Origin of the sequence: Thiomicrorhabdus sp. Kp2, assembly GCF_000478585.1 — a bacterium.
Classification (GTDB): Bacteria; Pseudomonadota; Gammaproteobacteria; order Thiomicrospirales; family Thiomicrospiraceae; genus Thiomicrorhabdus.
Genome location: NZ_ARWI01000001.1, coordinates 1,073,331 through 1,099,191 on the forward strand (window position 1 = coordinate 1,073,331; position 25,861 = coordinate 1,099,191).

Below are 25,861 nucleotides of genomic sequence, written 5' to 3' on the forward strand. Positions count from 1 at the left end.
CTCTGTTTAATTCTATTTAGTTTTTTAATTTTACGATTTTTGTGTTTGTTCAATATAATCAATCAAACCGACTTCATTTACAAGCTTTCGATCTATTTTAAAATAGACTCTTTGCTCTTCAGGTAATACCACCACTTCATATATCCCTTCATAAGCCATTAACTTGTCTTGAATACTCTGGATTTCTTCTTCTTTCAAATCAAAAATAGGAACTGAAGCGATACTCAGTGGCAAGGGTTTTTCCATGCTTATTGCTGCTAAGACCCAAAGACCGCCAATTGTTGCAGTAAAGATAAAAACCCCATTATACCCGTAATGCTGATAAAAATATCCGCCTAAAGCCCCACCAATTGCTGCACCTAAAAATTGGCTGGTTGAGTAGATACCACTGGCCGTTCCTTTTTTATCGGCTGGCGAAAGTTTGACCACTAAAGAGGGTAATGAGGCTTCAAGTAAATTAAATGCAGTAAAAAATATCAGCAGTAAAAAGAATAGAATCCAAAAACTCGGTTCAATAAAGGCAAAACTTAATTGCATTAACGTCAGTGTGGCGATGGCACCCACAAATACCGATTTCATTTTGCCTTTGCTTTCAGCCTGAATAATAAACGGCACCATTAAAGCAAAGGATAAAAGCATCACAGGCAGATAAATCAACCAATGTTCTGTACTTTCCAGGCCTGCTGAATCTCTTAACGTTAATGGCATAACCACAAACATGGCGGTTAGAATCGCATGTAGAACAAATACCCCAAAATCTAAACGCAGTAGTTGCGGGTGTTTAAGTATCTCTTTAAATTGACTAGGATCGGCTTCGGCTTCTCGCTGAAAACTCTGTTGTTTTATATCTGGCATGGCAAATTTAACCAACAACATTCCAATAATGGCTAGCAAAGCTATAATCCAAAAAATACCACGCACACCAAACCAACTGGCTAATAATGGCCCTGCCACGAGTGACAAGGTAAACGATAAACCAATCGTAATTCCTACAATCGACATTGCTCGTAATCTAAATTGTTCTGTCACTAAATCCGCTACTGAAGCCATTAACACAGCGGCAACAGCCCCCATACCTTGAATGGCTCGGCCAACAATCATCATCTCAATCGAGTCAGCCATCGCACAGATAATCGACCCAATCATAAAGACAAACATACCAGCAATAATCAGTGGCTTACGTCCATACTTGTCTGACAACATACCGTAAGGAATCTGCAAAAAGGCCTGGGTTAAGCCATAAATCCCCATCGCGATTCCAATTTGTAAACCTGTGATACCAGTAAACTCAGATTCTGCAAATAGAGCAAAAACGGGGAAAATCATAAACAGGCCTAACATACGGGTAGAAAAAATACCCGCAATTGAAAAAGCGGCGCGTCTTTCAGTAGGACTCATGGCATGGGGTTGTTCTGTAATCATGGTTTACTCTGTGGCTCACATTAGTTTGATTTTGATAACCGAAAATTATAACACTCTTGATAATAACTAGAGCTATAATCGAAGCCATAACGCCGTTATTTAAGAGCAAAAATAGACGACAATCCATTTAAAAAAGGAGCTAATCGTGAATGTATTAAGCCGCTTAAAACCGCTACTTTCATCCTCTGTCATTACGCTAGTGTTATTGGCTAACGTAAACACCCCTGCTTTTGCCGAAACCACCGAGTTACAAGGGAATAAAGTTCAGTATTCCATTACAGAATCTCAAGATGTACCGAATGACAAGATTACAATGACTTTCAACCACGTGGCTGAAGGGGTGACTCCACAAGAGGTAGCTAATGAAATTAATTTACAAATGCAATCGGCAATTAAAGCCTTAAAAGCTTACCCTGAAGTGATTGTGCAAACCTCTCAATACAATATTAACCCTGTATATAAAAAACAGATTATCAGCCATTGGCGCGGCCAACAAAGCTTAGTTTTAACCTTAGAAAACAAACCAGGCCTGGTAAACGTATTCACTAAAATCCAACCTTATTTAGCCTATCAATCTATGCAATTTAGCGTTTCTGACGATTTACAGCGCCAAATCTTGGCAGAACTGACCGATAAAGCCATTGTTAGCTTTAGAAAACAGGCCAAACGAATTGCTCAAGGTTTTGAAGCCCCCTCTTTTAAGATTCTAGCAACCAATATCAATATGCCAAACTTTGCACCAACCCGCGCGATGTATGCACGTTCAGACATGGCGATGATGTCATCCGAGATGGCTGCACCTGCCGTGAGTGCTGGGCAAAGTAAATTAATAGTCACCATATCAGGCACGGTTTTATTACCTTACTAATTAGTATCAGTTTTTAGATATCTGCGAGTAGATATTTTAGAGTTACCAGGCCTGGTAACTCGTGTTCAAGAGTTGATTATTGGTATACTATTCGTTTGCTAATTTAAAACGGTCATTTCACCATGCTTGAAGAAATTGTTATTCGCGGTGCCCGCACCCACAACCTAAAAAACATTGATGTTACTCTGCCTAGAGATAAGCTGATTGTCATTACAGGTCTCTCAGGTTCAGGTAAATCTTCTTTAGCATTTGATACCATTTATGCCGAAGGCCAACGCCGTTATGTTGAGTCTCTTTCGGCCTATGCTCGCCAGTTTTTATCGGTTATGGAAAAACCTGATGTTGACCATATTGAAGGGCTTTCTCCTGCCATTTCTATTGAGCAAAAATCCACCTCGCACAACCCTCGCTCCACCGTAGGTACGGTTACCGAAATCTATGATTATCTACGTTTGCTATTTGCTCGTGCAGGTACACCACGCTGCCCAACGCATGGCTGTGATTTGGAAGCACAAACCGTCAGTCAAATGGTTGACCACACTTTAACTTTAGCAGAAGGTACTAAATGTTTACTGATTGCCCCAATTGTACGTGGCAAAAAAGGCGAACATCACAACCTATTGGATGAGCTAAAAGCTCAAGGCTTTATTCGCGCCCGTATTGATGGCAAGGTGGTGGATTTAGATGGCACGATTGAGTTAGATAAAAACAAAAAACATGACATTGAAGTGATTGTTGACCGCTTTAAAGTCCGTGATGACATCAAACAGCGTTTGGCGGAATCGTTTGAAACCGCACTGCGTTTAGCAGATGGTATCGCTCAAGTATTACCAATGGATGAAGAGGATGACTTTGCCTTACTATTCTCAGAAAAATTTGCCTGCCCGCACTGCGGTTATTCTGTACCTGAGTTAGAACCTCGTATTTTCTCATTTAACAATCCTCACGGTGCTTGCCCAACCTGTGATGGCTTGGGCATTAAAGAGAGCTTTGACCCAGAGCGTGTCATTACCCACCCAGAACTTAGCTTAGCGGGTGGCGCCATTCGTGGTTGGGATCGTCGCCATAAATATTATTACGATTTGCTTAAAGCTTTGGCAGACCATTACGGTTTTGATATTGAAGAATCGTGGGAAAACCTCGACGAAAAACATCAAAAAATCATTCTATTTGGTTCGGGGCGCGAGAAGATTCCACTGCCTCACGGCAAGTATAGCGATACCCGTCGTTTTGAAGGCGTGTTACCCAATATGGAACGCCGTTTTGCTGAAACCGAAAGCAAAGCGGTTCGTGATGAATTAGAAAAATTCCGTGTCACGACACCATGTAAGAGCTGTCACGGCACTCGCTTAAATGAAGCAGCACGCAATGTCTTTATTACCGATTACAGTCTACCCTCTTTAACTGAACTTCCTGTTGGCGAACTGCATGAGATTTTTAGTACCTTAGGCTTAACGGGCGCCAAAGGTGAAATCGCCAGCAAAATCATTAAAGAAGTACATGACCGTTTAACTTTTTTGGTAAATGTGGGTCTTAATTACCTAACCTTAAACCGCAGTGCCGACACCCTTTCAGGTGGTGAAGCACAACGTATTCGTCTTGCTAGCCAAATTGGAGCAGGCCTGGTAGGTGTTATGTATGTTTTAGATGAACCCTCAATTGGATTGCATCAACGTGATAATGACCGCTTACTGGCAACTTTAACGCACCTACGTGACTTGGGTAATACAGTGATTGTGGTAGAACACGATGAAGATGCCATTAGAGCTGCTGACTATGTGCTTGATATTGGCCCTGGTGCGGGTATTCACGGTGGCCGTATTATGGCTGAAGGCACACCAGAAGAAGTGATGAATAATCCTAACTCTTTAACCGGTCAGTTTTTAAAGGGTACACGCAAAATTGAAGTACCTGGCGAACGACTACAAGCTACCGATAAATGGCTTACCATTGAAGGGGCTAGCGGTAACAATCTAAAAGACGTTACCCTGAACATTCCAGCAGGCCTGTTAACTTGTGTAACTGGCGTTTCAGGTTCAGGTAAATCTACACTCATAAACGGTACTTTATCTAAGCTTGCGGCTAACGAACTTAATAAAGCCCAACACACGCCTGCCCCTTATACAAAACTATCTGGTATGGAGCATTTTGATAAGTCGGTTAATATTGACCAATCTGCCATTGGTCGTACACCTCGCTCAAACCCTGCGACTTATACCGGGTTATTCACACCGATTCGTGAGCTACTTTCTGCTACGCCTGAATCGCGTGCTCGCGGTTATAATCCTGGTCGTTTTAGTTTTAACGTAAAAGGCGGACGCTGTGAAGCTTGCCAAGGCGATGGTGTACTTAAAGTTGAAATGCACTTTTTACCCGATGTTTATGTACCTTGCGATGTTTGTGAAGGGGCTCGTTATAATCGCGAGACCTTGCAGGTTCAGTACAAAGGCAAAAACATTCATGAAATTTTAGAGATGACCGTAGAAGATGCCAGAGCATTTTTTGACGTGATTCCTGTGATTGCCCGTAAACTACAAATGCTGATGGAAGTGGGGCTGGGTTATATCAAACTCGGCCAAAGTGCTACGACCCTCTCTGGTGGTGAAGCACAGCGTGTTAAGTTGGCCAAAGAGCTCTCTAAACGCGATACAGGCAATACGCTATATATTTTGGATGAACCAACTACAGGCCTGCATTTTCATGATATTGAATTGTTGCTAAAAGTCATTAGACACCTGCGTGACCAAGGCAACACCATTGTGATTATTGAGCACAATCTTGATGTCATTAAAACCGCTGACTGGATTGTTGACTTAGGTCCAGAAGGTGGTTCAGGCGGTGGAACCATTGTTGCAACGGGCACACCAGAAACCATCGCCGCTTGTAAAGAGTCGCATACTGGTTTCTATTTAAAGAATCTGCTTTAACTTACCAGGCCTGGTAATCATGGAGTGGCTAATAGATAAAACAAGCAACTTGCCAAAGTTAAGCCTTGTATTTATTGGCGCTCTTTTCTTTTGCCAATTTGGCAACCTCAATGCTGCTGAGCCTGTTAGTGCAAATAAGAGTTTGCAGGCCTGGCAAAACCCTCACTATATTCTCAAGGCCTTTAATGAAATCGCCTTAAAAAACGAGTATCGTCCAAGCAGTAACCGAGTGGTTAAATGGCATCAGCCCATTCGCTATCAATTTCATCATCTCAAACTAAAACCCAATGCCTTGGTAGAACAACTCTTTACCACACATCTACAACACCTAGCATCAATAACGGGTTTAGAGATTCAACCAACAAATAACTCAAACGCTAACCTTAATATTTATCTAACCCAAGATAAAAACTACGCCAATGTTATTGAGAAATATACGGGCTCAAAAGTTAAAAGTATAGAACGTGATAGCCACTGCATGGGGAGTTATACCACCAATAAACAACATGAAATCACCCGCGCAAATATTGTCATACCCGTTGATCATGTTTTTAGCAGAGGTTTATTGGTAGCCTGCGTGGTTGAGGAAACCACCCAAGTGTTAGGGCTACCAAATGATGCGAGCTGGGTTAACCCAAGCATCGCTAATGATGACAGTAAAATTGAGCTTTTAACTGGCCTGGATTACATTATGTTAAAAATTCTCTATAACACAGAATTAAAAGCGGGTATGACAACCCAAGAGAGTAGGCCAATCATTCAAGAAGAGATAACAAAACTGATTAACCTGGGTGAAGTGGAAAATGCCGCCACTAAAGTCAATTCACAAGGTTTATATCAACTCGTTAACTAAACCAACCAGGCCTGGTAAGTCTTGATAAAACACTCTTTACGGCTTATTTTGAGCAATTGAGGTAATCACATACCCTGCAAGCATTAAACCAAAGATTCCAGGCATATAACTCGCTGTGCCATTTACAACACGGCCACGTGCCCCTTCAATCTCTTCCATTGGGCCAGGCGCCTTTGGAAGTTCTGTAGAGAAAACGGTCATCACACCCTTTTTAATACCTTGTTTTTTCAAACGTTGGCGGATATTACGCGCTAGAGCACAGCCATGTGTTTTAGAGATATCAGCTAATTCAATTTTAGAGGGATCAATACGACGCCCTGCGCCCATACTGGAAACCACGGGTATACCTTTTTGATAAGCTGTAATAACCAAATTGGCTTTACAATTAAGGCTATCGATGGCATCAACTACATAATCAAAACCAGGTTCTAATAACGCTGGCATATCTTCAGGCGCCAAGAATTTTTGTAAAACATTAACTTTACAATCTGGATTAATATCAGCAATACGATTGGCCATAACAATCGCTTTGTTCTGCCCTTGAGTAGAATTGAGCGCTATGATTTGGCGATTTTTATTGGATGCGGAAACATCATCGTGATCAACTATGGTTAACTCGCCAACACCCGCACGAGCTAAAGCTTCAATCACAAAACCACCCACTCCACCAACTCCAGCTACTAATACGTGTGCATTGACCAAGTTATTTAGGCCATGTTCTTCAAAAACCAATAGACTTCTTTCATAGAGGGCATCATTCATATTCATTTTGTATATTCTGTCTAACCATTAAATAATTGCTTGGCATTATAGTCTGTTTGATTAATGACGTCTTTAACAGAAACACTAAGAAGCTTGGCAACATGTTTAGCAACCGAGTAAATATCATCAAGACTTGAATCTACCAGGCCTGGTAACTTAATATTTGGATAGTCTGTTTCTAATACAATATGCGCTAAACCAAAATGCCTTACAAGCTCATGGTAACGTCTAGCATTATCTCTTAACGATACACCATTAACGCCAAACTTAAGCCCTAAATCGATATATTGTTGAGCGATTTGTACACTAGAACCTAAACCATGCACCACACCTTGAACAGAATATTGTTTCAGTAAGGCAATCATTTCATTATGTGACTTAATGGCATGTAATGAGACTGGGAGTTGGTGTTTTAACGCTATGGCCAGCTGTTGTTCAAAACAACTTAGTTGTAGAGATTTATTCTGTCTGAATTGTTCACCGAAATCCAAACCAATCTCACCGATTGCATGAATCTTATTTTGGGTTAATAAACTTTTAAGAATGATTAAATCCACATCAAAACTCTTTTCGACAAACCAAGGATGGATACCCAGTGCAGCATATACGTTATCATGACTATCTGAAAAATCTAAAGTAGGTTGCCACTCTAAGAGTTTGGTTGAAACAGCGAGATACCGGTTAGCAGAATGAGAGTGAAAATAGGAATGATCACTAGAAGAGTAAAAAGCGTTGAGATGACAGTGAGTGTCAAACATGAGGATACTGAAAGGATAGAAATAAAAAAGCCCGCGTAAAGCGGGCTTTTAAATCTGATTACTCAGCAGCTGAATCAGCAACCGGACGGTCAACTAATTCAACAATCGCCATTGGGGCATTATCACCAGGACGGAAACCACATTTTAAAATGCGGATGTATCCACCTGGACGAGCTTGGTAACGTGGACCAAGTTCACTGAATAACTTACCAACAGCTGCTTTATCGCCTAAACGTGCAAACGCAGTACGACGGTTATGTACGCTGTCATTTTTTGCCAACGTGATTAAAGGCTCAGCAACTCCGCGAAGTTCTTTAGCCTTAGCAACCGTAGTACGAATCACTTCGTGTTCGATAAGTGAAGCAGACATGTTTTTAAACATTGCCTTACGGTGCGAGCTGTTACGATTTAACTTACGACCTGTCTTACCATGACGCATGATAGCTTCCTTATAATTAAGCTGACTCTTTACTTACCAAACTTGCTGGTGGCCAGTTTTCTAACTTAGTACCTAGGCTTAGACCTCTCTGAGCAAGAACATCTTTAATTTCTTGTAGAGATTTTTTACCTAGGTTTGGTGTTTTAAGCAAGTGAGGCTCAGCTCTCTGTACTAGGTCACCAATGTAATAAATTTGTTCCGCTTTCAAACAGTTAGCTGAACGAACTGTTAACTCAAGATCATCAACAGGCTGTAAGAAGATAGGATCGAATTCGTTCTCTTCTTCTTCAGGCGCAACAACTTCTTTATGCTTCAGATCAACAAAAGCATTTAGCTGATAATGTAGAACTGTTGCTGCTTGTTTGATTGCATCTTCAGGGTCTAAAGTACCATCAGTTACAACGTCAAGAATTAACTTGTCTAAGTCAGTACGCTGTTCAACACGAGCGTTCTGTACTTCGTAACTTACTGTATGAACAGGACTGAAACTCGCATCTAAACGTAAAACGCCGATTTGTGAATCTGTCGCAGTTGGAGCAGCTTGGTAACCCATACCAGTCGCAACTTTGATTGTCATGTTCAATTCTGCACCTTCTGAAACATGCGCAATCACATGATCAGGATTTGCGATTTCAGTATCGTGGTTTAAAACGATATCAGAAGCGCGTACAACAGCAGGACCTTTTTTGTTCAGTGTCAACTCAGCGCTATCAGTAGCATTAAGTTTCACTGCAACTTCTTTAAGGTTTAAAAGAATTTCTAAAACGTCTTCTCTTACACCTTCAATTGAAGAGTATTCGTGTAAAACACCATCAATTTGGGCTTCTACAATAGCAGCACCAGGCATAGATGATAATAGAATACGACGTAGCGCATTACCTAGTGTGTGACCAAAACCACGTTCAAGTGGTTCTAGAGTCACACGACTATGAAATGGAGTCTTTCTATCAATATCAACTAAACGCGGTGTTAACAACTGTTCTAACATCTCTTGCATTAGAAGTTATCTCCGTATTCAAATCAAAGTTTACTTAGAGTAAAGCTCAACAATTAAGTTTTCTGAAATATCAGCAGAAAGATCTGAACGATCAGGAACATTTTTAAATGTACCTTCAAATGCAGACTTGTTAACTTCAACCCAGCTAACTGCACCAGCTTGTGCATTAAGTTCTAATGCCGTCGCGATACGAGTTTGGTTACGAGACTTCTCTCTAATAGCAACGATGTCACCAGCATTAACTTCAAATGAAGGAATGTTTACTGATTGACCGTTAACCATAATCGCCTTATGAGAAACCAATTGGCGTGCTTCAGAACGAGTAGAAGCAAAGCCCATGCGATAAACTACGTTATCAAGACGGCTCTCAAGGATTTGTAACAAGTTAACACCTGTTGAACCCTTACGACGATCCGCTTCTTTATAATAAAGGCGGAATTTTTTCTCTAGCACACCGTACATACGACGTACTTTTTGTTTTTCACGTAACTGTAAGCCGTATTCTGTTACGCGCTTACGACCTGCTCCGTGCTGACCTGGTAGTTGATCAATCTTACACTTAGATTCGATGCTACGAACACCGCTTTTAAGAAAAAGATCAGTACCTTCACGACGGGCAAGTTTACACTTTGGACCAATATATCTAGCCATGTTAACCTCAAATATTAAACGCGACGTTTCTTAGGTGGACGGCAACCGTTGTGAGGAATCGGAGTTACATCTGCAATAGATGTAATCTTGAAACCAGCACTATGTAAACCACGAACAGCTGAATCACGGCCAGGTCCAGGACCTTTAACCATAACTTCCATGTTCTTAACACCGTAGTCGTGAGCCATTTGACCAGCTCGCTCAGCAGCAACCTGTGCAGCGAAAGGAGTACTCTTACGAGAACCACGGAATCCACTACCACCAGAAGTTGCCCAGCAAAGTGCATTACCTTGACGATCTGTGATTGTCACAATTGTGTTGTTGAAACTAGCGTGAACATGTGCAACGGCATCCGTTACGACCTGTTTTACTTTCTTTTTAACACGCGAATTTGCTTTAGCTTTTGCCATATCTAATCTCGCAATTATGCGTTATCTCTTAATAGGTCTTACAGGACCTTTACGAGTACGTGCATTAGTTTTTGTACGTTGTCCACGTAGTGGTAGACTACGACGGTGACGAATTCCACGGTAGCAACCCATGTCCATTAATCGCTTAATGTTCATAGATACTTCACGACGAAGATCACCTTCAATTTTATAATTTGTAACTTCTGAACGAAGTGCTTCTAACTGCTCTTCAGTTAGTTCTCGAACCTTCGTGGTCGGATCTAAATTTACAGCTGAACAAATAGTTTTCGCTGAAGTAGAACCAATCCCGTAGATCGAAGTCAATCCAATAACAATATGCTTGTTAACTGGAATGTTTACGCCGGCAATACGAGCCATTTTGCGCTCCCTTTAATTCCATCTACTGAAAAACGGGCAATTATACACGTCTTTCAACCTAAATACCAGATATATAACAAGTTTTGTTATTTACCTTTTAAATTTGCTTTTTTCATCATTCCTTCGTATTGGCTAGATTGCATCTGAGCCTGAACGGCTGTCATGAAATCCATGACAACAATAACAATGATGAGCAGTGAAGTTCCACCAAAATAGAATGGAACGTTCCAATATAAAATTAGGAACTCTGGCAACAAACATACCGCAGTGATATATACAGCGCCAGCTAAAGTTAGACGGCCCATAATACTATCAATGTGACGTGCAGTTTGCGCACCTGGTCTGATACCTGGTAAATAGGCACCTGATTTTCTTAAATTATCTGCTGTTTCTTTTGGATTGAAAACAATCGCTGTATAGAAGAAACAGAAGAAGATAATAGCTATTGCATACAAAAGTACATAAAGCGGTTGACCTGGTGACATCGTCGTGGCGATGTCCTTCAACCATCCTAGACCTTCAGCACTTCCAAACCAACCACCCAGGGTGGCTGGAAATAGGATAATACTCGAAGCAAAGATGGGAGGAATCACTCCAGCCATATTAAGTTTAAGTGGTAGATGTGACTCTTGACCACCATATAACTTACGCCCACGCATCTTTTGCGCATAGTGAACAGGTATACGACGCTGGCCTCTTTCAACGAAAACGACAAACGCGATAACCGCAAATACTAATGCTAACAATACAAAGATTGTAATAGCATGCATTGCACCCGTATTAACCTGTTCAAATGTCCCACCTAGAGCTGACGGTAAACCAGCCACAATACCAGCAAAGATAATCAAAGATATACCATTACCAATACCACGTTCAGTAATCTGTTCTCCTAACCACATTAGGAAAATAGTACCACCAACCAGTGTAATAACTGCCGTTAGTCTAAACATCAGACCAGGGTCAATTACAACAGACATACCATTCACATTTTGTGATTCCAATGCGATTGCAACACCCAGCGCTTGGAAAGTCGCCAATACAACAGTACCGTAACGCGTGTACTGTGTGATCTTACGACGACCTTGCTCACCTTCTTTCTTAAGTTGCTCCAAAGTAGGAGACACTACAGTAAGAAGCTGCATGATAATCGATGCCGAGATATACGGCATGATTCCAAGAGCAAAGATAGATAAACGCTCAAGGGCACCACCTGAGAACATGTTAAACATGTCTAGGATAGTGCCCTTTTGCTGTTCAAACATTGCAGCTAATGCAATTGGATCAATTGACGGTACAGGGATATGGGTACCTAATCGATAAACAATTAAAGCGCCCAAAACAAAAAAGATTTTGCTTTTTAAATCACCCATACCTGATGCAATAGAACTATTCATAATTAAGCTTCTACTGATCCGCCAGCAGCCTCAATAGCCGCTTTGGCACCAGCAGTAGCTTTAATGCCTGACAATTTAATTGCTTTAGTTACTTCACCAGAGTTAATAACTTTAACAACTTTAATTTTTTCACCAATAACGTCAGCCGCTTTAAGCGCTGCTACGTCAATGATGTCAGCATCAATTTTTGCTAATGTATCAAGACGAATCTCAGTTGCGTATGCTGATTTACGAGAAGAGAAACCAACTTTTGGTAATCTTCTCTGAAGTGGCATCTGACCACCTTCAAAACCAATTTTAGGCATACCACCAGAGCGAGACTTCTGACCTTTATGACCACGGCCACCCATCTTACCCCAGCCAGAACCTTGACCACGTCCTACACGCTTTTTAGAAGGTTTAGAACCTTCAGCAGGTTTAAGAGTATTTAACTGCATTTTATGCTTCCTCTACCTTAAGCAAATAGGAAACCTTATTGATCATCCCACGATTTTCAGGAGTATCAATAACGCTTACTGTTTGGTGCATCTTTCTCAGACCAAGACCAGATACACATGCTTTATGCGAAGGTAAACGACCAATAGTGCTCTTTACCAACGTCAATGTGACATATTTCTTATCTGACATCTTACTCACCTACGATTTCATTAACTGTTTTACCACGTTTAGCTGCAATATATTCAGGGCTTGAAATACCTGTTAATGCATTAACCGTAGAACGAACAACGTTAACTGGACGTGTAGTACCTACACATTTTGAAAGTACGTTCTTAACACCTGCAGCTTCTAATACTGCACGCATAGCACCACCAGCAATAACACCAGTACCTTCAGAAGCAGGAAGCATAACAATGTTAGCAGCACCTTGCTTGAAGTTAATCGGGTATTGGATAGTACCATTATTTAAATGAACATCTTTCATGTTACGACGAGCTTTTTCCATCGCTTTCTTGATAGCCACAGGAACTTCGTTAGCTTTACCGCTACCGTATCCTACTTTGCCCTCTCCATCACCTACCACTGCAAGTGCTGAGAAACCAAATACACGACCACCTTTAACAACTTTAGCAACTCGACGTACGTTTACTAATTTTTCAATTAGACCATCTTGTCCGTCTTGTAATTCACGTGAAGACATAATTAATCCTTCTATTAAAATTCAAGACCGTTTTCACGGGCTGATTCTGCTAATTGTTGGATGCGTCCGTGATATTTAAAACCAGAACGGTCAAAAGCAACAGCTGTAATTCCGGCCGCTTTTGCTTTTTCAGCAATCGCTTTACCTACTGCAGCAGCAGCATCTTTATTACTAGTGTTACTAATTTCTTTTTTAACGTCCGCTTGTACAGTAGAGCTAGAAGCAATCACTTCTGAACCACTTGCAGAGATTAACTGAGCATAAATGTGTTGAGCTGTGCGGTGTACGCAAAGTCTTGGCATTTTAAGCTCGTTAATTTTTCCACGAGTTTTTTTAGCTCTACGAAGACGGGCTGTTTTCTTATCCATATCGACTCAGCCTTATTTCTTCTTAGCTTCTTTACGTAAAATGCGCTCACCTGCATACTTAACACCTTTACCTTTATAAGGCTCTGGTGGACGGTATCCACGGATCTCTGCAGCAACTTGACCAACAACTTGCTTATCTGCACCTTTTACAACAATTTCAGTTTGGGTTGGAGTTTCAACAGTAATACCTTCTGGTAATGCATGTTTAACTGGGTGAGAAAAACCAAGAGTAAGATCTAATACTTTCCCTTCAGCTTTAGCACGGTAACCAACACCAACTAATTCTAATTTCTTTTCAAAACCGTCAGTTACACCAACAACCATGTTGTTGATGATCGAACGAGCAGTACCTGCTTGAGCCCAACCGTTTGGTGCACCTTCAACAGGAACACAAGTTACAACGCCAGCATCGTTCTTAACAACAACGGCAGAGTTAAACTCTTTCGTTAAAGATGCTTTTGAACCTTTTACAGTGACTGTAGAACCGTCAATAGACACTTCTACACCTGCAGGTAAGTTCACTGGAGCTTTTGCAATTCTAGACATAATTTAATTCCTTATGCTACGTAGCAAACAACTTCGCCACCGATACCAGCTTGTCTAGCATCGCGGTCAGTCATAATACCTTTTGACGTTGAAATTACAGCGATACCAAGACCGCCAATTACTTTAGGTAACTCATCTTTGTTTTTATAAACACGTAGGCCTGGACGACTTACACGTTTAATCATATCAATAACAGGTTTACCATCAAAATACTTTAGATCCACTGATAATTCAGCTTTTCCATCTTTGTCATTTATGCTGTATGCAGAAATAAAACCTTCATCAGTTAAAACTTTAGCAACTGCTACTTTTACTTTAGAAGAAGGCATTACTACATTCGAGTGACCAGACATTTGTCCGTTACGAATGCGAGTTAACATATCAGCAATTGGATCAGACATACTCATAGATATTTATCCTTACCAACTGGCTTTTCTTAATCCTGGAACATCACCTTGCATAGCTAATTCACGTAGCATATTGCGCGATAATCCAAATTTTCTATAAACACCGTGTGGGCGTCCTGTTAGACGACAACGATTTTGTTGACGAACAGGCGATGCGTTACGTGGAAGTTTTGCCAACTTCTCCATTGCATCCATACGCTCTTCGAAACTCAAAGACATATCAACAGATGCTGTTTTTAATGCAGCACGTTTCTCTGCATATTTAGCAACTGTTTTTGCACGTTTTTCTTCGCGCATAATCATTGATTGCTTAGCCATTAGAAAAACCTCTATTTCTTAAACGGAAAGTTAAAGGCTTCTAAAAGAGCTTTCGCTTCATCGTTAGTTTGTGCTGTTGTAGCAAAGTTGATATCCATACCACGGATTTTATCAACCTTTTCAAACTCGATTTCAGGGAAAATAATTTGCTCTTTAAGGCCTAAGTTATAGTTTCCACGACCATCAAATGCTTTCGGGTTAACACCACGGAAGTCACGTACACGAGGTAACGCGATATTGATTAGACGATCTAGGAACTCATACATCTTTTCGCCACGTAAAGTCACTTTACAACCTAAAGGGTATCCATCACGGACCTTAAAGCTTGCTACTGATTTACGAGCTAAAGTCTTAATAGCTTTCTGACCTGCAATTGCTTCCATGTCTGAAACTGCGCTATCTAATACTTTTTTATCAGCAATCGCATCACCTACACCCATGTTGATTGTAATTTTAGTCAACTTTGGTGCCTGCATTGGCGACTGATAACCAAATTGCTCTACTAATTTAGAAACAACTTGCTCTTTATACATTTTTTGTAATCTTGCCATCTTTATATCCTTAATTAAGCGTCAACAGCTTTACCATTAGATTTAAAGAAACGGATTTTTGCATCACCTTCAACTTTAAAACCAACTTTGTCAGCTTTATTAGTTTCAGGATTTACTAAAGCCACATTTGAGGCATCGATTGGCATCTCTTTAGAAACGATTCCACCTTGCGCACCTGTCATAGGGTTTGCCTTAGTGTGTTTCTTAACAAGGTTGATACCATCTACCAGAACCTTACCGTTAGATAAGATAGAAGAAACAGAACCACGTTTCCCCTTATCTTTACCAGTAATAACGATAACTTCATCACCTTTTCTTAAACGATTCATTACGTCTTCCTTATAGAACTTCAGGAGCTAGAGAAACGATTTTCATAAACTTGTCGTTTCGTAACTCACGAGTTACTGGACCGAAGATACGTGTTCCGATTGGCTCATGTTTTGCATTAAGGATAACAGCAGCATTGCCATCAAACTTAATCAAAGAACCATCCTGACGTCTAACACCCTTAGCTGTACGAACAACTACTGCGTTATAAACATCACCTTTCTTCACTTTTCCACGTGGTGCAGCTTCTTTTACACTCACTTTAATTACGTCACCAACACCAGCGTAACGACGTTTTGACCCGCCTAACACTTTAATGCATTGGACGCGCTTTGCGCCGCTATTATCAGCAACATCAAGCACAGTTTGCATTTGAATCATGGTGGTACTCCATCCATAAACTTAAAAATTACTTACAGCACAAAAACCACTAAAAAGAGCAGTTCCTAATCTAAAATTAGGCTTATTCTTTAAAGTGGCTAAGTAGATTCCGAGAATTATAACAGATAATTTTCGGAAAAGCTATAAAACTTAAATTTTTGCTTTATCGTCAATTGAAACTAAAGTCCATGACTTGTTTTTAGAGATAGGTGCAGTTTCTTGAATAGTTACTGTATCCCCAACTCCACAAGCATTTTCAGCATCATGTGCCATTACTTTAGTTGATTTTTTAACGAATTTTTTGTATTTCGCATGTTTGATGAAACGTGCAATTGAAACAACGATAGAATCTTGCATACCGTTACTTACAACAACACCCTGCATTGTACGTGCTTTCTTTTCTTGACCAGCCATCTTTACTTACTCACTTTTTGACGAATGATGGTTTTAACACGCGCAATAGAACGACGAGTCGTTTTTAATTGTGCAGAGTTAGATAACTGACCAGTTGCATTTTGCATTCTTAAGTTGAATTGCTCTTTCAAAAGATCAAGCAATTCAGCATTAAGCTCTTCAACTGTTTTTTCATTTAATTCTTTAGCAGTCATTTACATCACCGTTCTTGTTACAACTTGTGTTTTAAAAGGTAATTTAGCCGCAGCAAGATCAAATGCCTCGCGCGCTAATTGCTCATTTACACCCTGGATTTCGTATAAAACGCGTCCTGGCTGAATTTGAGCTACCCAATATTCAACACTCCCCTTACCTTTACCCATACGAACCTCAAGAGGTTTGTTTGTGATTGGCTTATCAGGGAATACGCGGATCCAAATTTTGGCTCCACGTTTAACGTGACGAGTCATAACACGACGACCAGCTTCGATTTGACGTGAAGTCATACGGCCTCTTTCTAAGGCTTTAAGACCAAAATCACCAAAGCTAACTTTGTTACCGACTTGTGCTAGACCACGGTTACGTCCTTTGTGTACTTTTCTAAATTTTGTACGTTTAGGCATTAACATAGTTGGAAATCCTTTTATTTACGGCCTTTTTTGCCCTTAGATTGATTATTGTCATCTAATGCAAGCTTACCTAGCTTCTCACCTTTGAAGATCCATACTTTTACGCCAATTTTGCCGTAAGTTGTGTCAGCTTCAAAAGTTGCATAGTCGATATCCGCACGGAAAGTATGAAGAGGAACACGCCCTTCTCTATACCATTCAGCACGTGCAATATCAGCACCGTTTAAACGACCTGAAACCGTAACCTTGATACCTTCAGCACCAATACGCATTGCATTACCTACAGCACGTTTCATGGCACGACGGAACTGGATACGCTTCTCTAATTGCTGAGCAATAGACTCAGCAACCAATTTAGCGTCTAGCTCAGGCTTTTTGATTTCTTCGATATTGATACTAACTGGTAAACCAGTTTTTGCTGAAAGCGCTGCTTTTAGCTTTTCAATATCTTCACCCTTCTTACCAATAACAACACCCGGACGTGCAGTATGGATCGTTACACGAACGCCATTTGCAACACGTTCAATGTTGATTTTGCTGATAGAAGCATGCTTTAATTTTTTATTTAACTCGTTACGAATCTCAACATCACTGATTAAGTTATCAGAATAGTTTTTGCTATCCGCGTACCAACGAGAATTCCAATCTTTTGTGATCCCAAGACGAATCCCAATAGGATGAACTTTTTGACCCATTCTGATTCTCCTTATTTATCGCCAACAGTGACAGTGATGTGACTGATACGTTTTAAAATACGGTTACCACGACCTTTTGCACGAGCGCGCATACGCTTCATGATAGGTCCAGCATTAACATATGCTGCAGTAACTTTTAATTCATCGATATCAGCACCTTCATTATTTTCCGCATTTGCGATTGCAGAGTTAAGAACCTTTTTAATCAGGTCCGCTGCTTTTTTGTCGCTAAACGCTAAAATATTAACTGCTGTTTCCACATCTTTACCACGGATTAAGTCTGCTACAAGGCGAGCTTTCTGTGGAGAGATACGAGCAAATTTATGTGTTGCACTTACTTGCATAATAATCCCCTACTAGCGCTTAGCTTTCTTATCCGCAGCATGGCCGCGATAATAACGAGTCATTGAAAATTCACCCAATTTATGGCCAACCATGTTTTCTGATACGAAAACAGGAATATGCTCTTTACCGTTATGAACAGCAATTGTTAAGCCGATCATATCAGGTAAGATCATAGATCTACGTGACCATGTCTTAATTGGACGTTTATTACCAGATTCTTGTGCCTCTACCACTTTTTTATATAAGTGATGATCAACAAAAGGTCCTTTTTTAACTGAACGTGGCATCAGTGTCCTTCCTTATTTTTTGTTTCTACGACGTACGATCATTCCATCAGTACGTTTATTGCTACGAGTCTTCTTACCTTTAGTCGGAACACCCCATGGAGTAACAGGGTTACGACCACCAGAAGTACGACCTTCACCACCACCATGTGGGTGGTCAACAGGGTTCATCGCAACACCTCGAACAGTAGGACGAACACCGCGCCAGCGCTTAGCACCTGCCTTACCTAGCTTACGTAAGCTATGCTCAGAGTTACCAACTTCACCAATGGTTGCCTTACACTCAGCAAGAATCTTACGCATTTCACCAGAACGTAAACGAACTAGCACGTAAAGACCATCTTTACCAACGATTGAAGCAGAAGCTCCAGCAGAACGTGCAATTTGTGCACCTTTTCCTGGACGCATCTCTAAGTTATGTACGATAGTACCCACTGGGATATTACGCAGCGGTAAACAGTTACCTGTCTTAATCGCTACATGATCACCAGTTTCAATCACATCACCAGCGACTAAATTCTTAGGAGCGATGATATAAGCACGTTCACCATCCGCATACTTTAATAATGCGATGTGAGCTGAACGGTTAGGATCATATTCAAGACGTTCAACAGTGGCTGGAACTCCAGCTTTAGAACGTTTGAAATCAACCATACGGTAATGCTGTTTGTGACCACCACCGTGATGACGAACAGTAATACGACCGTTGTTGTTACGACCACCTGATTTTGATTTCTTTTCAAGTAGAGCTGAATGAGGTTTACCTTTATGTAAATCTGGCTCAACAACACTTACAACAAATCGACGACCTGGAGAAGTCGGTTTTGATTTTTTAATAATTGCCATGCGTGAACTCCTTATTCAGCTGAAGCGAAGTCAATGTCTTGACCAGGCGCTAAACGTACGATTGCTTTACGCACACCATTACGCTGTCCTTGACGGCCTTTGAACACTTTACGCTTACCTTTAAGGTTAATCATATTTACAGACTGAACCTTAACATCAAATAAAGATTCAACTGCTTGCTTTACCTCAGTCTTAGTTGCTGTAGGTTCAACTTTAAATACGTATTGACCAGTAGCATCAGCCATGATTGCTGATTTTTCAGAAACATGCGGTGCTAGCAATACTTTTAGAATTCTTTCTTGATTCATGCTAATTGCTCCTCTAGCTGCTTAACTGCACCTTGAGTCATTACAACATTCTGAAAACCGATAAGGCTAACAGGGTCAATTGACGCAACATCACAAACATCCGCACCATAAAGGTTACGTGCTGACAAGTATAAATACTCATCAAAACCTTCAGTGATAACCAACGCATCAGTAATATTTAACTGTGCAAGCTTAGCATTAAATTCTTTAGTCTTTGGTGCTTCAACCTTGAACTCATCAACCACAATTAAACGACCAGTACGTGCCAATTCAGCCACGATAGAGCGCATAGCACCACGGTACATTTTCTTGTTTACTTTTTGAGAGAAATCACGGTTATGACCAGGGAACGCGCGTCCACCACCAACCCAGATAGGGCTACGGATAGTACCAGCACGTGCACGACCAGTTCCTTTTTGGTTCCAAGGCTTAGCACCACCACCACTTACTGCGGCACGGTTCTTCTGACCCTTAGTTCCTTGACGTCCTGCATTCATGTATGCAGTCACTACTTGGTGTACTAGCGCTTCATTGAAGTCCACACCAAATAAGGCATCAGAAACAGCAACTGTACCGTTTTCCTTACCTGAAGCTAATTCGATTAGTTTTAAATCCATCATGCCCACCTTACTTAACAGCTTTACGAACAATGACAGTACTATTTTTAGCACCAGGGACTGCACCCTTAATCAATAACAGACCATTTTCTGCATCAACTTTCACTAAATCTAAGTTCTGTGTTGTTTGACGAACATCACCCATGTGACCAGACATTTTCTTACCTTTGAAAACGCGACCTGGAGTTTGGTTTTGCCCGATTGAACCGTTTGAACGGTGAGAGATCGAGTTACCGTGAGTTGCATCCTGCATACCGAAGTTATGACGCTTAATACCACCTTGGAAACCTTTACCCTTAGTCGTACCAGTTACATCAACAACTGCGATTTCATTGAAACGCTCAACTGTTAACTCAGAACCTACTTCAAGACCTTCCATTTCTGCATCATCTGCACGGAATTCCCAAAGACCTCTACCAGCTTCAACACCTGCCTTAGCAAAATGTCCAGCAGCAGGCTTGCTTACGCGGCCTGCATGCACTGATCCAGCGGTAACCTGAATCGCAGAATAACCATCAGACTCAAGAGTCTTAATTTGTGTAATACGGTTAGGTGAAACTTCAACTACTGTTACAGGAGTTGAAATACCTTCGTCGTTAAATACACGAGTCATTCCGATTTTTTTACCAATGATACCAATACTCATATCATTACCTCATTATTATAAAGTTGCGAGTCATTACGATTGATGACACGCTTTCTACGAATTAACGTAGTTCCAATTGAACGTCTACACCAGCAGCTAAGTCTAACTTCATCAATGCATCAACAGTTTTTTCTGTTGGATCAACAATGTCTAACAAACGCTTGTGAGTACGAATTTCATACTGATCACGAGCATCTTTATTCACGTGCGGTGAGATCAAAATTGTGAAACGCTCTTTACGAGTTGGCATTGGAATTGGACCGCGTACTTGCGCACCAGTTCTTTTTGCAGTTTCCGTAATTTCTCGAGCTGATTGATCGATTAAACGGTGATCAAACGCTTTCAAGCGAATACGAATATTTTGAGTCGCCATAATTATTCTCTTTTATTTAGAATATAGAAAAGCATGCCTTTTTAGTGGCATACAAACTAAGGGAGCGGATTATAGCAACTAAATTAAATAAAAACAAGCCCTTAACTCAATCATTAATAGAGTAAATAATTCAACTAATTTGCCCTAGCGAAACCAACATTAACAATAGACACAGCATCACAAATACCCAATTGATGCCACTTTACAAACAAAAACGTTATGCAGACTGAATATACCATTTATCCATTCCGCTTCATTCTTATGGTAAAACCATATTATTTATTTATATTAATCATGGTTAATTAAAATTTAATTTAGTTTTACCAGGCCTGGTAATTTTGGATTTGCAGTTCAGAGAAAACCTTCTGAACTGTTTGTTTTTATTCTACGAATAAAATCAAATTAATACACCGTAGCTCGGAAATTTCTACACGAATTTTTGACACAAAAAAAGGAGCCGAAGCTCCCTTTTTATAACAAATGAATGTTATCTAAAATCAGTCAATAATTTTAGCAACAACACCTGCACCAACTGTACGTCCACCTTCACGGATGGCAAAACGTAAACCTTCTGACATCGCGATTGGGTTGATTAAAGTAACAGTCATTTGTACGTTATCACCTGGCATAACCATTTCTGTTCCTGCTGGTAATTCACATGCACCTGTTACGTCCGTTGTACGGAAGTAAAACTGTGGACGGTATCCGTTGAAGAATGGAGTGTGACGTCCACCTTCGTCTTTACCTAAAACATAGACTTCAGCTTCGAACTTAGTATGTGGTTTTACAGTCCCTTTGTGTGCTAGAACTTGTCCACGTTCGATATCTTCACGTTTAGTACCACGTAAAAGAATACCTACGTTGTCACCCGCTTCACCTTGGTCAAGCAGTTTACGGAACATTTCTACACCTGTAACTGTCGTTGTTTGAGTATCGCGAATACCAACGATTTCGATCTCTTCACCTACTTTTACAACACCTGTTTCTACACGACCAGTGGCTACTGTTCCACGACCTTGGATTGAGAAGATGTCTTCTACAGGCATTAGGAATGGCTTGTCTGTTTCACGTACTGGATCTGGGATGTAAGCATCTAGAGCGTCTACTAGACGTCCGATAGCTGGTGCTCCGATTTCTGACTGGTCATCAGCAATGGCTAGTGTTGCTGAACCAACGATAACTGGAGTGTCATCACCTGGGAATTCGTACATGTCTAGAAGTTCACGAACTTCCATCTCTACGAGTTCCATTAGCTCTTCGTCATCAACCATATCGGCTTTGTTTAGGAATACTACGATGTATGGTACACCTACCTGACGTGATAGAAGGATGTGCTCACGTGTTTGTGGCATTGGTCCGTCTGCTGCTGAACATACTAGGATTGCGCCATCCATCTGTGCCGCACCTGTGATCATGTTTTTAACATAGTCGGCGTGACCTGGGCAGTCTACGTGTGCGTAGTGACGTGTATCTGATTCATATTCAACGTGTGACGTTGAAATCGTGATACCACGATCTCTTTCTTCTGGTGCGTTGTCAATCGATGCGAAATCTTTGATGTCTCCACCGAATTTTTTACCTTGTACGATTGTTAATGCCGCCGTTAGAGTTGTTTTACCATGGTCAACGTGACCGATAGTCCCAACGTTTACGTGTAGCTTCGCGCGTTCAAATTTTTCTTTTGCCATTTTAAAATACCTATATTAAGCAAAGACCCACCTATTGAGCGGGTCTAGATTTAACTAAAATTAATTAAGCGCCTTTTTTAGCACTTGCAATGATTTCTTCTTGGATATTACGAGGTGCATCATTATATTTCTCAAATACCATGCTGTAGTTTGCACGACCCTGAGTTAATGAACGCATTGAGTTTGAATATCCAAACATCTCTGAAAGCGGTACTTCAGCTTTGATTGATTTACCAGTAGGAATATCATCCATACTTGAAACCATACCACGACGACGGTTCAGGTCACCGATGATATCACCCATGTACTCTTCAGGAGTCGTAACTTCTACCGCCATAATAGGCTCAAGAATTACTGGGTTTGCTTGCTGTGTACCATTTTTGATACCCATACCAGCTGCAACAGAGAACGCCATTTCGTTCGAGTCAACATCATGGTAAGAACCATCAATAAGCTCAACACCAACATCAACCATTGGGAAGCCTGCAATTACACCGCTTTCTAGCTGTGCTTTAGCACCTTTCTCAACAGCACCAATGTATTCACGAGGAACGGCACCACCAACGATAGAGTTAACAAATTCAAAACCAGAACCTGCTTCACGTGGGTAGATTTTGAATACAACGTGACCATACTGACCACGACCACCAGACTGACGTACAAATTTACCGTCTGCTTCAACTGCTGTTTTGATCGTTTCACGGTAAGAAACTTGAGGTGCACCAACGTTCGCTTCAACACTGAATTCACGCTTCATACGGTCAACAATGATATCTAAGTGAAGCTCACCCATACCAGAGATGATTGTTTGATTTGTTTCTTCATCAGAGTGAACACGGAATGATGGATCTTCAGCAGCAAGCTTCTGTAGTGCAATACCCATTTTCTCTTGGTCAGCCTTAGTTTTTGGCTCGATAGCAATCGAGATAACTGGCTCTGGGAATTCCATACGCTCAAGAATAATCTTATTGTCTGGATCACACAATGTATCACCAGTAGTAGTATCTTTAAGACCTACCGCACAAGCAATATCACCTGCACGCACTTCTTTGATCTCTTCACGAGAGTTAGAGTGCATCTGAAGGATACGACCAACACGTTCACGCTTAGCTTTTACTGAGTTATATACAGGGCTACCCGCCGCTAATACACCAGAGTAAACACGGAAGAATGTTAGAGTACCAACATAAGGGTCAGTCATGATTTTAAATGCTAATGAAGCAAATGGCTCATCGTCTGTTGAGTGACGCTCTGCTGGAGTACCATCTTCAAGTTCACCTTGAATAGCAGGAACATCCATTGGTGCAGGCATGTAATCAATTACACCATCAAGTAATGTTTGAACACCTTTGTTTTTAAAGGCAGAACCACAAAACATTGGTACGATTTCAACATCGATACAACGCTGGCGAATACCGGCTTTAATATCTTCTTCAGATAGATCACCTTCTTCAAGATACTTATCCATAAGCTCTTCAGAAGCTTCAGCAGCCGTTTCTACCATTTTTTCACGCCATTCTTGCGCTAGCTCAACCATGTCTTCTGGAATGTCTTCATAAGTATATTCCATACCCATGTTTTCTTCAGCCCAATAGATTGCCTTCATCTTAACAAGGTCAACAACACCACGGAACGTCTCTTCAGCACCAATAGGTAACTGCATAGGAACAGGGTTAGCACCTAAACGGTCAATAACCATTTGGTTTACGTTTAGGAAGTTTGCCCCCGCACGGTCCATCTTATTGACGAAGCCCATACGTGGAACACCATATTTATCAGCCTGACGCCATACAGTCTCAGACTGAGGCTCAACACCAGATACAGAACAGAAACAAGTTACAGCACCATCTAATACACGTAAAGAACGTTCTACTTCGATTGTGAAGTCAACGTGACCTGGAGTATCAATGATATTAATACGGTGCTCTGGGTATTGCTTAGCCATACCGCTCCAGTGACAAGTTGTCGCTGCAGAAGTGATAGTAATACCACGTTCCTGCTCCTGCTCCATCCAGTCCATAGTCGCACCACCGTCATGAACCTCACCAATCTTATGAGATACACCGGTATAGTAAAGGATACGTTCAGTTGTAGTTGTTTTACCCGCATCAATGTGGGCCATGATACCGATATTACGATATCTGTCTAAAGGGTGTTTACGTGCCACTTTATTAACCTTTTATTAAAAACATAAATAACAAAGGCCCTATTTAGGGCCCTCTTCAGATTACCAACGGAAATGCGAGAAGGCTTTGTTAGCCTCTGCCATTCTATGGGTATCTTCTTTTTTCTTGATAGCCGAACCACGATTCTCTAGTGCGTCACCTAACTCACCAGCTAATCTTAGCATCATGCCTTTTTCACTACGCTTACGTGAAGCTTCTACAAGCCAACGCATCGCTAAAGCTACTTTACGATCTGGGCGAACTTCAACAGGAACCTGATAAGTTGCACCACCTACGCGGCGAGACTTAACCTCAACCATAGGACCGATGTTATCTAATGCTTCTCTTAGTAGTGACGCATGTTCACCACCTTTTTTACGCTCAACTAAAACATCTAGCGCATCATAAACGATCTTTTCAGCAACTGCTTTCTTACCGCTTACCATAATCATGTTAACGAATTTTGTTAACGTTGTATCACCAAACTTAGGATCAGGTAGAACCTGACGTTTTGGTATTTCTCTTCTTCTTGCCATTCTTAACTCTTCCGGTATAAATTGAACACAAATTGTTGCAAAACGTATGTTTAAAAGTTAGCTACTAACCTTTAGGACGTTTTGCACCGTACTTAGAACGACCTTGTTTACGATCAGAAACGCCAGCGCAATCTAATGCACCACGTACTGTGTGATATCGCACACCAGGTAAATCTTTTACACGACCACCACGGATAAGGATCACCGAGTGCTCTTGAAGGTTATGACCTTCACCACCAATATAGGAAGCTACTTCATAACCGTTCGTTAAACGTACACGCGCAACTTTACGCAGAGCAGAGTTAGGCTTCTTAGGGGTTGTTGTATAAACACGCGTACAAACACCACGACGCTGAGGACATGCCTGCAACGCTGCAACGTTAGAAACTTTACGCTTATCTTTACGCGGCTTACGCACCAACTGGTTAATAGTCGCCATTA

Annotated in this window: 37 protein-coding genes; 3 read left to right on the top strand and 34 right to left on the bottom strand. The window is 41.0% G+C overall.

Annotated elements, in window-relative coordinates:
• Positions 1-30: 30 nt before the first annotated feature.
• Positions 31-1,422: an MFS transporter gene (locus tag A379_RS05130; RefSeq protein WP_040726330.1), complete on the bottom strand. Its 1,392-nt coding sequence runs from the start codon at positions 1,420-1,422 to the stop codon at positions 31-33.
• Between the two features lie 145 nt (positions 1,423-1,567).
• Between A379_RS05130 and A379_RS05135 the strand changes: the two genes are divergently transcribed.
• The 3 genes from A379_RS05135 (at position 1,568) to A379_RS05145 (ending at position 6,070) form a co-directional block, all read left to right on the top strand.
• Entirely contained in the window at positions 1,568-2,290 is a 723-nt protein-coding gene (locus tag A379_RS05135) for an SIMPL domain-containing protein (RefSeq protein ID WP_040726332.1), read from the top strand.
• Positions 2,291-2,412: 122 nt separating this feature from the next.
• Positions 2,413-5,217 carry an excinuclease ABC subunit UvrA gene (gene uvrA, locus A379_RS05140; protein ID WP_040726339.1) on the top strand — a complete coding sequence of 935 codons (2,805 nt, stop codon included), beginning with the start codon at positions 2,413-2,415 and terminating at the stop codon, positions 5,215-5,217.
• A 19-nt stretch (positions 5,218-5,236) separates the two neighbouring features.
• Complete coding sequence (locus A379_RS05145) at positions 5,237-6,070, top strand: DUF2927 domain-containing protein (RefSeq protein ID WP_051145018.1); 834 nt, start codon at positions 5,237-5,239, stop codon at positions 6,068-6,070.
• A gap of 36 nt (positions 6,071-6,106) precedes the next feature.
• Here the strand turns inward: A379_RS05145 and A379_RS05150 are convergent, their stop codons facing one another.
• The 33 genes from A379_RS05150 to rpsL form a co-directional block, all read right to left on the bottom strand.
• Complete coding sequence (locus tag A379_RS05150; RefSeq protein ID WP_040726342.1) at positions 6,107-6,838, bottom strand: ThiF family adenylyltransferase; 732 nt, start codon at positions 6,836-6,838, stop codon at positions 6,107-6,109.
• Positions 6,839-6,852: 14 nt separating this feature from the next.
• Complete coding sequence (locus A379_RS12625) at positions 6,853-7,590, bottom strand: TatD family hydrolase (protein WP_081696342.1); 738 nt, start codon at positions 7,588-7,590, stop codon at positions 6,853-6,855.
• A gap of 58 nt (positions 7,591-7,648) precedes the next feature.
• On the bottom strand, positions 7,649-8,029 hold the full coding sequence (gene rplQ / locus A379_RS05160) for a 50S ribosomal protein L17 (protein ID WP_040726345.1): 381 nt from the start codon (positions 8,027-8,029) through the stop codon (positions 7,649-7,651).
• Between the two features lie 16 nt (positions 8,030-8,045).
• The gene (rpoA, locus tag A379_RS05165) at positions 8,046-9,026 is read right to left on the bottom strand and encodes a DNA-directed RNA polymerase subunit alpha (protein WP_040726348.1); all 981 of its coding nucleotides are present in this window, start codon (positions 9,024-9,026) and stop codon (positions 8,046-8,048) included.
• 30 nt (positions 9,027-9,056) lie between these two features.
• Positions 9,057-9,677, bottom strand: a complete 621-nt coding sequence (rpsD, locus tag A379_RS05170) for a 30S ribosomal protein S4 (protein WP_040726350.1) — start codon at positions 9,675-9,677, stop codon at positions 9,057-9,059.
• 14 nt (positions 9,678-9,691) lie between these two features.
• Positions 9,692-10,087: a 30S ribosomal protein S11 gene (rpsK, locus tag A379_RS05175; RefSeq protein ID WP_040726352.1), complete on the bottom strand. Its 396-nt coding sequence runs from the start codon at positions 10,085-10,087 to the stop codon at positions 9,692-9,694.
• A 21-nt stretch (positions 10,088-10,108) separates the two neighbouring features.
• On the bottom strand, positions 10,109-10,465 hold the full coding sequence (rpsM, locus tag A379_RS05180) for a 30S ribosomal protein S13 (RefSeq protein ID WP_040726354.1): 357 nt from the start codon (positions 10,463-10,465) through the stop codon (positions 10,109-10,111).
• Positions 10,466-10,551: 86 nt separating this feature from the next.
• A complete protein-coding gene (gene secY, locus A379_RS05185; RefSeq protein ID WP_040726357.1) occupies positions 10,552-11,859 on the bottom strand; it encodes a preprotein translocase subunit SecY in 1,308 nt (435 codons plus the stop codon).
• 2 nt (positions 11,860-11,861) lie between these two features.
• Positions 11,862-12,296 (bottom strand): 50S ribosomal protein L15, encoded by a 435-nt coding sequence (gene rplO, locus A379_RS05190; RefSeq protein WP_040726364.1) that lies wholly within the window; start codon positions 12,294-12,296, stop codon positions 11,862-11,864.
• A 1-nt stretch (position 12,297) separates the two neighbouring features.
• Positions 12,298-12,486, bottom strand: coding sequence for a 50S ribosomal protein L30 (gene rpmD / locus A379_RS05195; RefSeq protein WP_040726370.1), 189 nt, complete (start codon positions 12,484-12,486; stop codon positions 12,298-12,300).
• A 1-nt stretch (position 12,487) separates the two neighbouring features.
• Positions 12,488-12,997 (bottom strand): 30S ribosomal protein S5, encoded by a 510-nt coding sequence (gene rpsE, locus A379_RS05200; protein WP_040726372.1) that lies wholly within the window; start codon positions 12,995-12,997, stop codon positions 12,488-12,490.
• A 14-nt stretch (positions 12,998-13,011) separates the two neighbouring features.
• Positions 13,012-13,365 (bottom strand): 50S ribosomal protein L18, encoded by a 354-nt coding sequence (rplR, locus tag A379_RS05205; protein ID WP_040726375.1) that lies wholly within the window; start codon positions 13,363-13,365, stop codon positions 13,012-13,014.
• A gap of 12 nt (positions 13,366-13,377) precedes the next feature.
• Positions 13,378-13,911, bottom strand: a complete 534-nt coding sequence (gene rplF / locus A379_RS05210) for a 50S ribosomal protein L6 (protein WP_040726376.1) — start codon at positions 13,909-13,911, stop codon at positions 13,378-13,380.
• Between the two features lie 11 nt (positions 13,912-13,922).
• Complete coding sequence (rpsH, locus tag A379_RS05215; RefSeq protein WP_040726381.1) at positions 13,923-14,318, bottom strand: 30S ribosomal protein S8; 396 nt, start codon at positions 14,316-14,318, stop codon at positions 13,923-13,925.
• Between the two features lie 12 nt (positions 14,319-14,330).
• Positions 14,331-14,636, bottom strand: a complete 306-nt coding sequence (rpsN, locus tag A379_RS05220) for a 30S ribosomal protein S14 (RefSeq protein ID WP_040726382.1) — start codon at positions 14,634-14,636, stop codon at positions 14,331-14,333.
• Between the two features lie 11 nt (positions 14,637-14,647).
• Entirely contained in the window at positions 14,648-15,187 is a 540-nt protein-coding gene (rplE, locus tag A379_RS05225; protein WP_040726385.1) for a 50S ribosomal protein L5, read from the bottom strand.
• 14 nt (positions 15,188-15,201) lie between these two features.
• Complete coding sequence (rplX, locus tag A379_RS05230) at positions 15,202-15,516, bottom strand: 50S ribosomal protein L24 (RefSeq protein ID WP_040726389.1); 315 nt, start codon at positions 15,514-15,516, stop codon at positions 15,202-15,204.
• A 10-nt stretch (positions 15,517-15,526) separates the two neighbouring features.
• Entirely contained in the window at positions 15,527-15,895 is a 369-nt protein-coding gene (gene rplN / locus A379_RS05235; RefSeq protein WP_040726393.1) for a 50S ribosomal protein L14, read from the bottom strand.
• Positions 15,896-16,045: 150 nt separating this feature from the next.
• Positions 16,046-16,309: a 30S ribosomal protein S17 gene (gene rpsQ, locus A379_RS05240; RefSeq protein WP_040726398.1), complete on the bottom strand. Its 264-nt coding sequence runs from the start codon at positions 16,307-16,309 to the stop codon at positions 16,046-16,048.
• A gap of 2 nt (positions 16,310-16,311) precedes the next feature.
• Entirely contained in the window at positions 16,312-16,503 is a 192-nt protein-coding gene (gene rpmC, locus A379_RS05245) for a 50S ribosomal protein L29 (RefSeq protein ID WP_040726401.1), read from the bottom strand.
• A complete protein-coding gene (gene rplP / locus A379_RS05250; protein ID WP_040726408.1) occupies positions 16,504-16,917 on the bottom strand; it encodes a 50S ribosomal protein L16 in 414 nt (137 codons plus the stop codon).
• A gap of 14 nt (positions 16,918-16,931) precedes the next feature.
• A complete protein-coding gene (rpsC, locus tag A379_RS05255) occupies positions 16,932-17,612 on the bottom strand; it encodes a 30S ribosomal protein S3 (RefSeq protein WP_040726411.1) in 681 nt (226 codons plus the stop codon).
• An 11-nt stretch (positions 17,613-17,623) separates the two neighbouring features.
• A complete protein-coding gene (gene rplV, locus A379_RS05260; RefSeq protein WP_040726412.1) occupies positions 17,624-17,956 on the bottom strand; it encodes a 50S ribosomal protein L22 in 333 nt (110 codons plus the stop codon).
• Between the two features lie 12 nt (positions 17,957-17,968).
• On the bottom strand, positions 17,969-18,244 hold the full coding sequence (gene rpsS / locus A379_RS05265; protein WP_040726415.1) for a 30S ribosomal protein S19: 276 nt from the start codon (positions 18,242-18,244) through the stop codon (positions 17,969-17,971).
• Positions 18,245-18,256: 12 nt separating this feature from the next.
• A complete protein-coding gene (gene rplB, locus A379_RS05270; RefSeq protein WP_040726421.1) occupies positions 18,257-19,087 on the bottom strand; it encodes a 50S ribosomal protein L2 in 831 nt (276 codons plus the stop codon).
• An 11-nt stretch (positions 19,088-19,098) separates the two neighbouring features.
• Positions 19,099-19,395 carry a 50S ribosomal protein L23 gene (gene rplW / locus A379_RS05275; RefSeq protein ID WP_040726424.1) on the bottom strand — a complete coding sequence of 99 codons (297 nt, stop codon included), beginning with the start codon at positions 19,393-19,395 and terminating at the stop codon, positions 19,099-19,101.
• On the bottom strand, positions 19,392-19,997 hold the full coding sequence (gene rplD / locus A379_RS05280; RefSeq protein ID WP_369759655.1) for a 50S ribosomal protein L4: 606 nt from the start codon (positions 19,995-19,997) through the stop codon (positions 19,392-19,394). The genes rplW and rplD overlap by 4 nt, the downstream gene beginning before the upstream one ends.
• Positions 19,998-20,022: 25 nt before the next feature.
• Positions 20,023-20,658, bottom strand: coding sequence for a 50S ribosomal protein L3 (gene rplC / locus A379_RS05285; RefSeq protein WP_040726428.1), 636 nt, complete (start codon positions 20,656-20,658; stop codon positions 20,023-20,025).
• Positions 20,659-20,719: 61 nt separating this feature from the next.
• A complete protein-coding gene (rpsJ, locus tag A379_RS05290) occupies positions 20,720-21,031 on the bottom strand; it encodes a 30S ribosomal protein S10 (RefSeq protein ID WP_029406733.1) in 312 nt (103 codons plus the stop codon).
• A gap of 497 nt (positions 21,032-21,528) precedes the next feature.
• Positions 21,529-22,719, bottom strand: coding sequence for an elongation factor Tu (gene tuf, locus A379_RS05295; RefSeq protein WP_040726431.1), 1,191 nt, complete (start codon positions 22,717-22,719; stop codon positions 21,529-21,531).
• 64 nt (positions 22,720-22,783) lie between these two features.
• Positions 22,784-24,886 (bottom strand): elongation factor G, encoded by a 2,103-nt coding sequence (gene fusA, locus A379_RS05300; RefSeq protein ID WP_040726433.1) that lies wholly within the window; start codon positions 24,884-24,886, stop codon positions 22,784-22,786.
• A gap of 60 nt (positions 24,887-24,946) precedes the next feature.
• Positions 24,947-25,420: a 30S ribosomal protein S7 gene (gene rpsG / locus A379_RS05305; RefSeq protein WP_040726434.1), complete on the bottom strand. Its 474-nt coding sequence runs from the start codon at positions 25,418-25,420 to the stop codon at positions 24,947-24,949.
• 64 nt (positions 25,421-25,484) lie between these two features.
• Entirely contained in the window at positions 25,485-25,859 is a 375-nt protein-coding gene (rpsL, locus tag A379_RS05310; protein ID WP_040726436.1) for a 30S ribosomal protein S12, read from the bottom strand.
• Positions 25,860-25,861 lie beyond the last annotated feature (2 nt).

Coding starts and splice junctions, on each gene's coding strand:
- A379_RS05130 (WP_040726330.1), bottom strand. CDS start 1,422: ATGATTACAGAACAACCCCATGCCATGAGTCCTACTGAAAGACGCGCC.
- rpsL (WP_040726436.1), bottom strand. CDS start 25,859: ATGGCGACTATTAACCAGTTGGTGCGTAAGCCGCGTAAAGATAAGCGT.
- rplB (WP_040726421.1), bottom strand. CDS start 19,087: ATGGCAATTATTAAAAAATCAAAACCGACTTCTCCAGGTCGTCGATTT.
- rpsS (WP_040726415.1), bottom strand. CDS start 18,244: ATGCCACGTTCAGTTAAAAAAGGACCTTTTGTTGATCATCACTTATAT.
- rpmD (WP_040726370.1), bottom strand. CDS start 12,486: ATGTCAGATAAGAAATATGTCACATTGACGTTGGTAAAGAGCACTATT.
- A379_RS12625 (WP_081696342.1), bottom strand. CDS start 7,590: ATGTTTGACACTCACTGTCATCTCAACGCTTTTTACTCTTCTAGTGAT.
- rplW (WP_040726424.1), bottom strand. CDS start 19,395: ATGAATCAAGAAAGAATTCTAAAAGTATTGCTAGCACCGCATGTTTCT.
- A379_RS05145 (WP_051145018.1), top strand. CDS start 5,237: ATGGAGTGGCTAATAGATAAAACAAGCAACTTGCCAAAGTTAAGCCTT.
- tuf (WP_040726431.1), bottom strand. CDS start 22,719: ATGGCAAAAGAAAAATTTGAACGCGCGAAGCTACACGTAAACGTTGGG.
- secY (WP_040726357.1), bottom strand. CDS start 11,859: ATGAATAGTTCTATTGCATCAGGTATGGGTGATTTAAAAAGCAAAATC.
- rpsG (WP_040726434.1), bottom strand. CDS start 25,420: ATGGCAAGAAGAAGAGAAATACCAAAACGTCAGGTTCTACCTGATCCT.
- rpsK (WP_040726352.1), bottom strand. CDS start 10,087: ATGGCAAAAGCTAAAGCAAATTCGCGTGTTAAAAAGAAAGTAAAACAG.
- rpsQ (WP_040726398.1), bottom strand. CDS start 16,309: ATGGCTGGTCAAGAAAAGAAAGCACGTACAATGCAGGGTGTTGTTGTA.
- rplR (WP_040726375.1), bottom strand. CDS start 13,365: ATGGATAAGAAAACAGCCCGTCTTCGTAGAGCTAAAAAAACTCGTGGA.
- rplC (WP_040726428.1), bottom strand. CDS start 20,658: ATGAGTATTGGTATCATTGGTAAAAAAATCGGAATGACTCGTGTATTT.
- rplN (WP_040726393.1), bottom strand. CDS start 15,895: ATGATTCAAATGCAAACTGTGCTTGATGTTGCTGATAATAGCGGCGCA.
- rpsE (WP_040726372.1), bottom strand. CDS start 12,997: ATGTCTTCACGTGAATTACAAGACGGACAAGATGGTCTAATTGAAAAA.
- rpoA (WP_040726348.1), bottom strand. CDS start 9,026: ATGCAAGAGATGTTAGAACAGTTGTTAACACCGCGTTTAGTTGATATT.
- uvrA (WP_040726339.1), top strand. CDS start 2,413: ATGCTTGAAGAAATTGTTATTCGCGGTGCCCGCACCCACAACCTAAAA.
- rpsM (WP_040726354.1), bottom strand. CDS start 10,465: ATGGCTCGTATTGCCGGCGTAAACATTCCAGTTAACAAGCATATTGTT.
- rpsJ (WP_029406733.1), bottom strand. CDS start 21,031: ATGGCGACTCAAAATATTCGTATTCGCTTGAAAGCGTTTGATCACCGT.
- rpsC (WP_040726411.1), bottom strand. CDS start 17,612: ATGGGTCAAAAAGTTCATCCTATTGGGATTCGTCTTGGGATCACAAAA.
- rplE (WP_040726385.1), bottom strand. CDS start 15,187: ATGGCAAGATTACAAAAAATGTATAAAGAGCAAGTTGTTTCTAAATTA.
- rplV (WP_040726412.1), bottom strand. CDS start 17,956: ATGCAAGTAAGTGCAACACATAAATTTGCTCGTATCTCTCCACAGAAA.
- rplX (WP_040726389.1), bottom strand. CDS start 15,516: ATGAATCGTTTAAGAAAAGGTGATGAAGTTATCGTTATTACTGGTAAA.
- rpsN (WP_040726382.1), bottom strand. CDS start 14,636: ATGGCTAAGCAATCAATGATTATGCGCGAAGAAAAACGTGCAAAAACA.
- rpsH (WP_040726381.1), bottom strand. CDS start 14,318: ATGAGTATGTCTGATCCAATTGCTGATATGTTAACTCGCATTCGTAAC.
- rplF (WP_040726376.1), bottom strand. CDS start 13,911: ATGTCTAGAATTGCAAAAGCTCCAGTGAACTTACCTGCAGGTGTAGAA.
- rpsD (WP_040726350.1), bottom strand. CDS start 9,677: ATGGCTAGATATATTGGTCCAAAGTGTAAACTTGCCCGTCGTGAAGGT.
- rplQ (WP_040726345.1), bottom strand. CDS start 8,029: ATGCGTCATGGTAAGACAGGTCGTAAGTTAAATCGTAACAGCTCGCAC.
- A379_RS05150 (WP_040726342.1), bottom strand. CDS start 6,838: ATGAATATGAATGATGCCCTCTATGAAAGAAGTCTATTGGTTTTTGAA.
- rpmC (WP_040726401.1), bottom strand. CDS start 16,503: ATGACTGCTAAAGAATTAAATGAAAAAACAGTTGAAGAGCTTAATGCT.
- rplP (WP_040726408.1), bottom strand. CDS start 16,917: ATGTTAATGCCTAAACGTACAAAATTTAGAAAAGTACACAAAGGACGT.
- rplO (WP_040726364.1), bottom strand. CDS start 12,296: ATGCAGTTAAATACTCTTAAACCTGCTGAAGGTTCTAAACCTTCTAAA.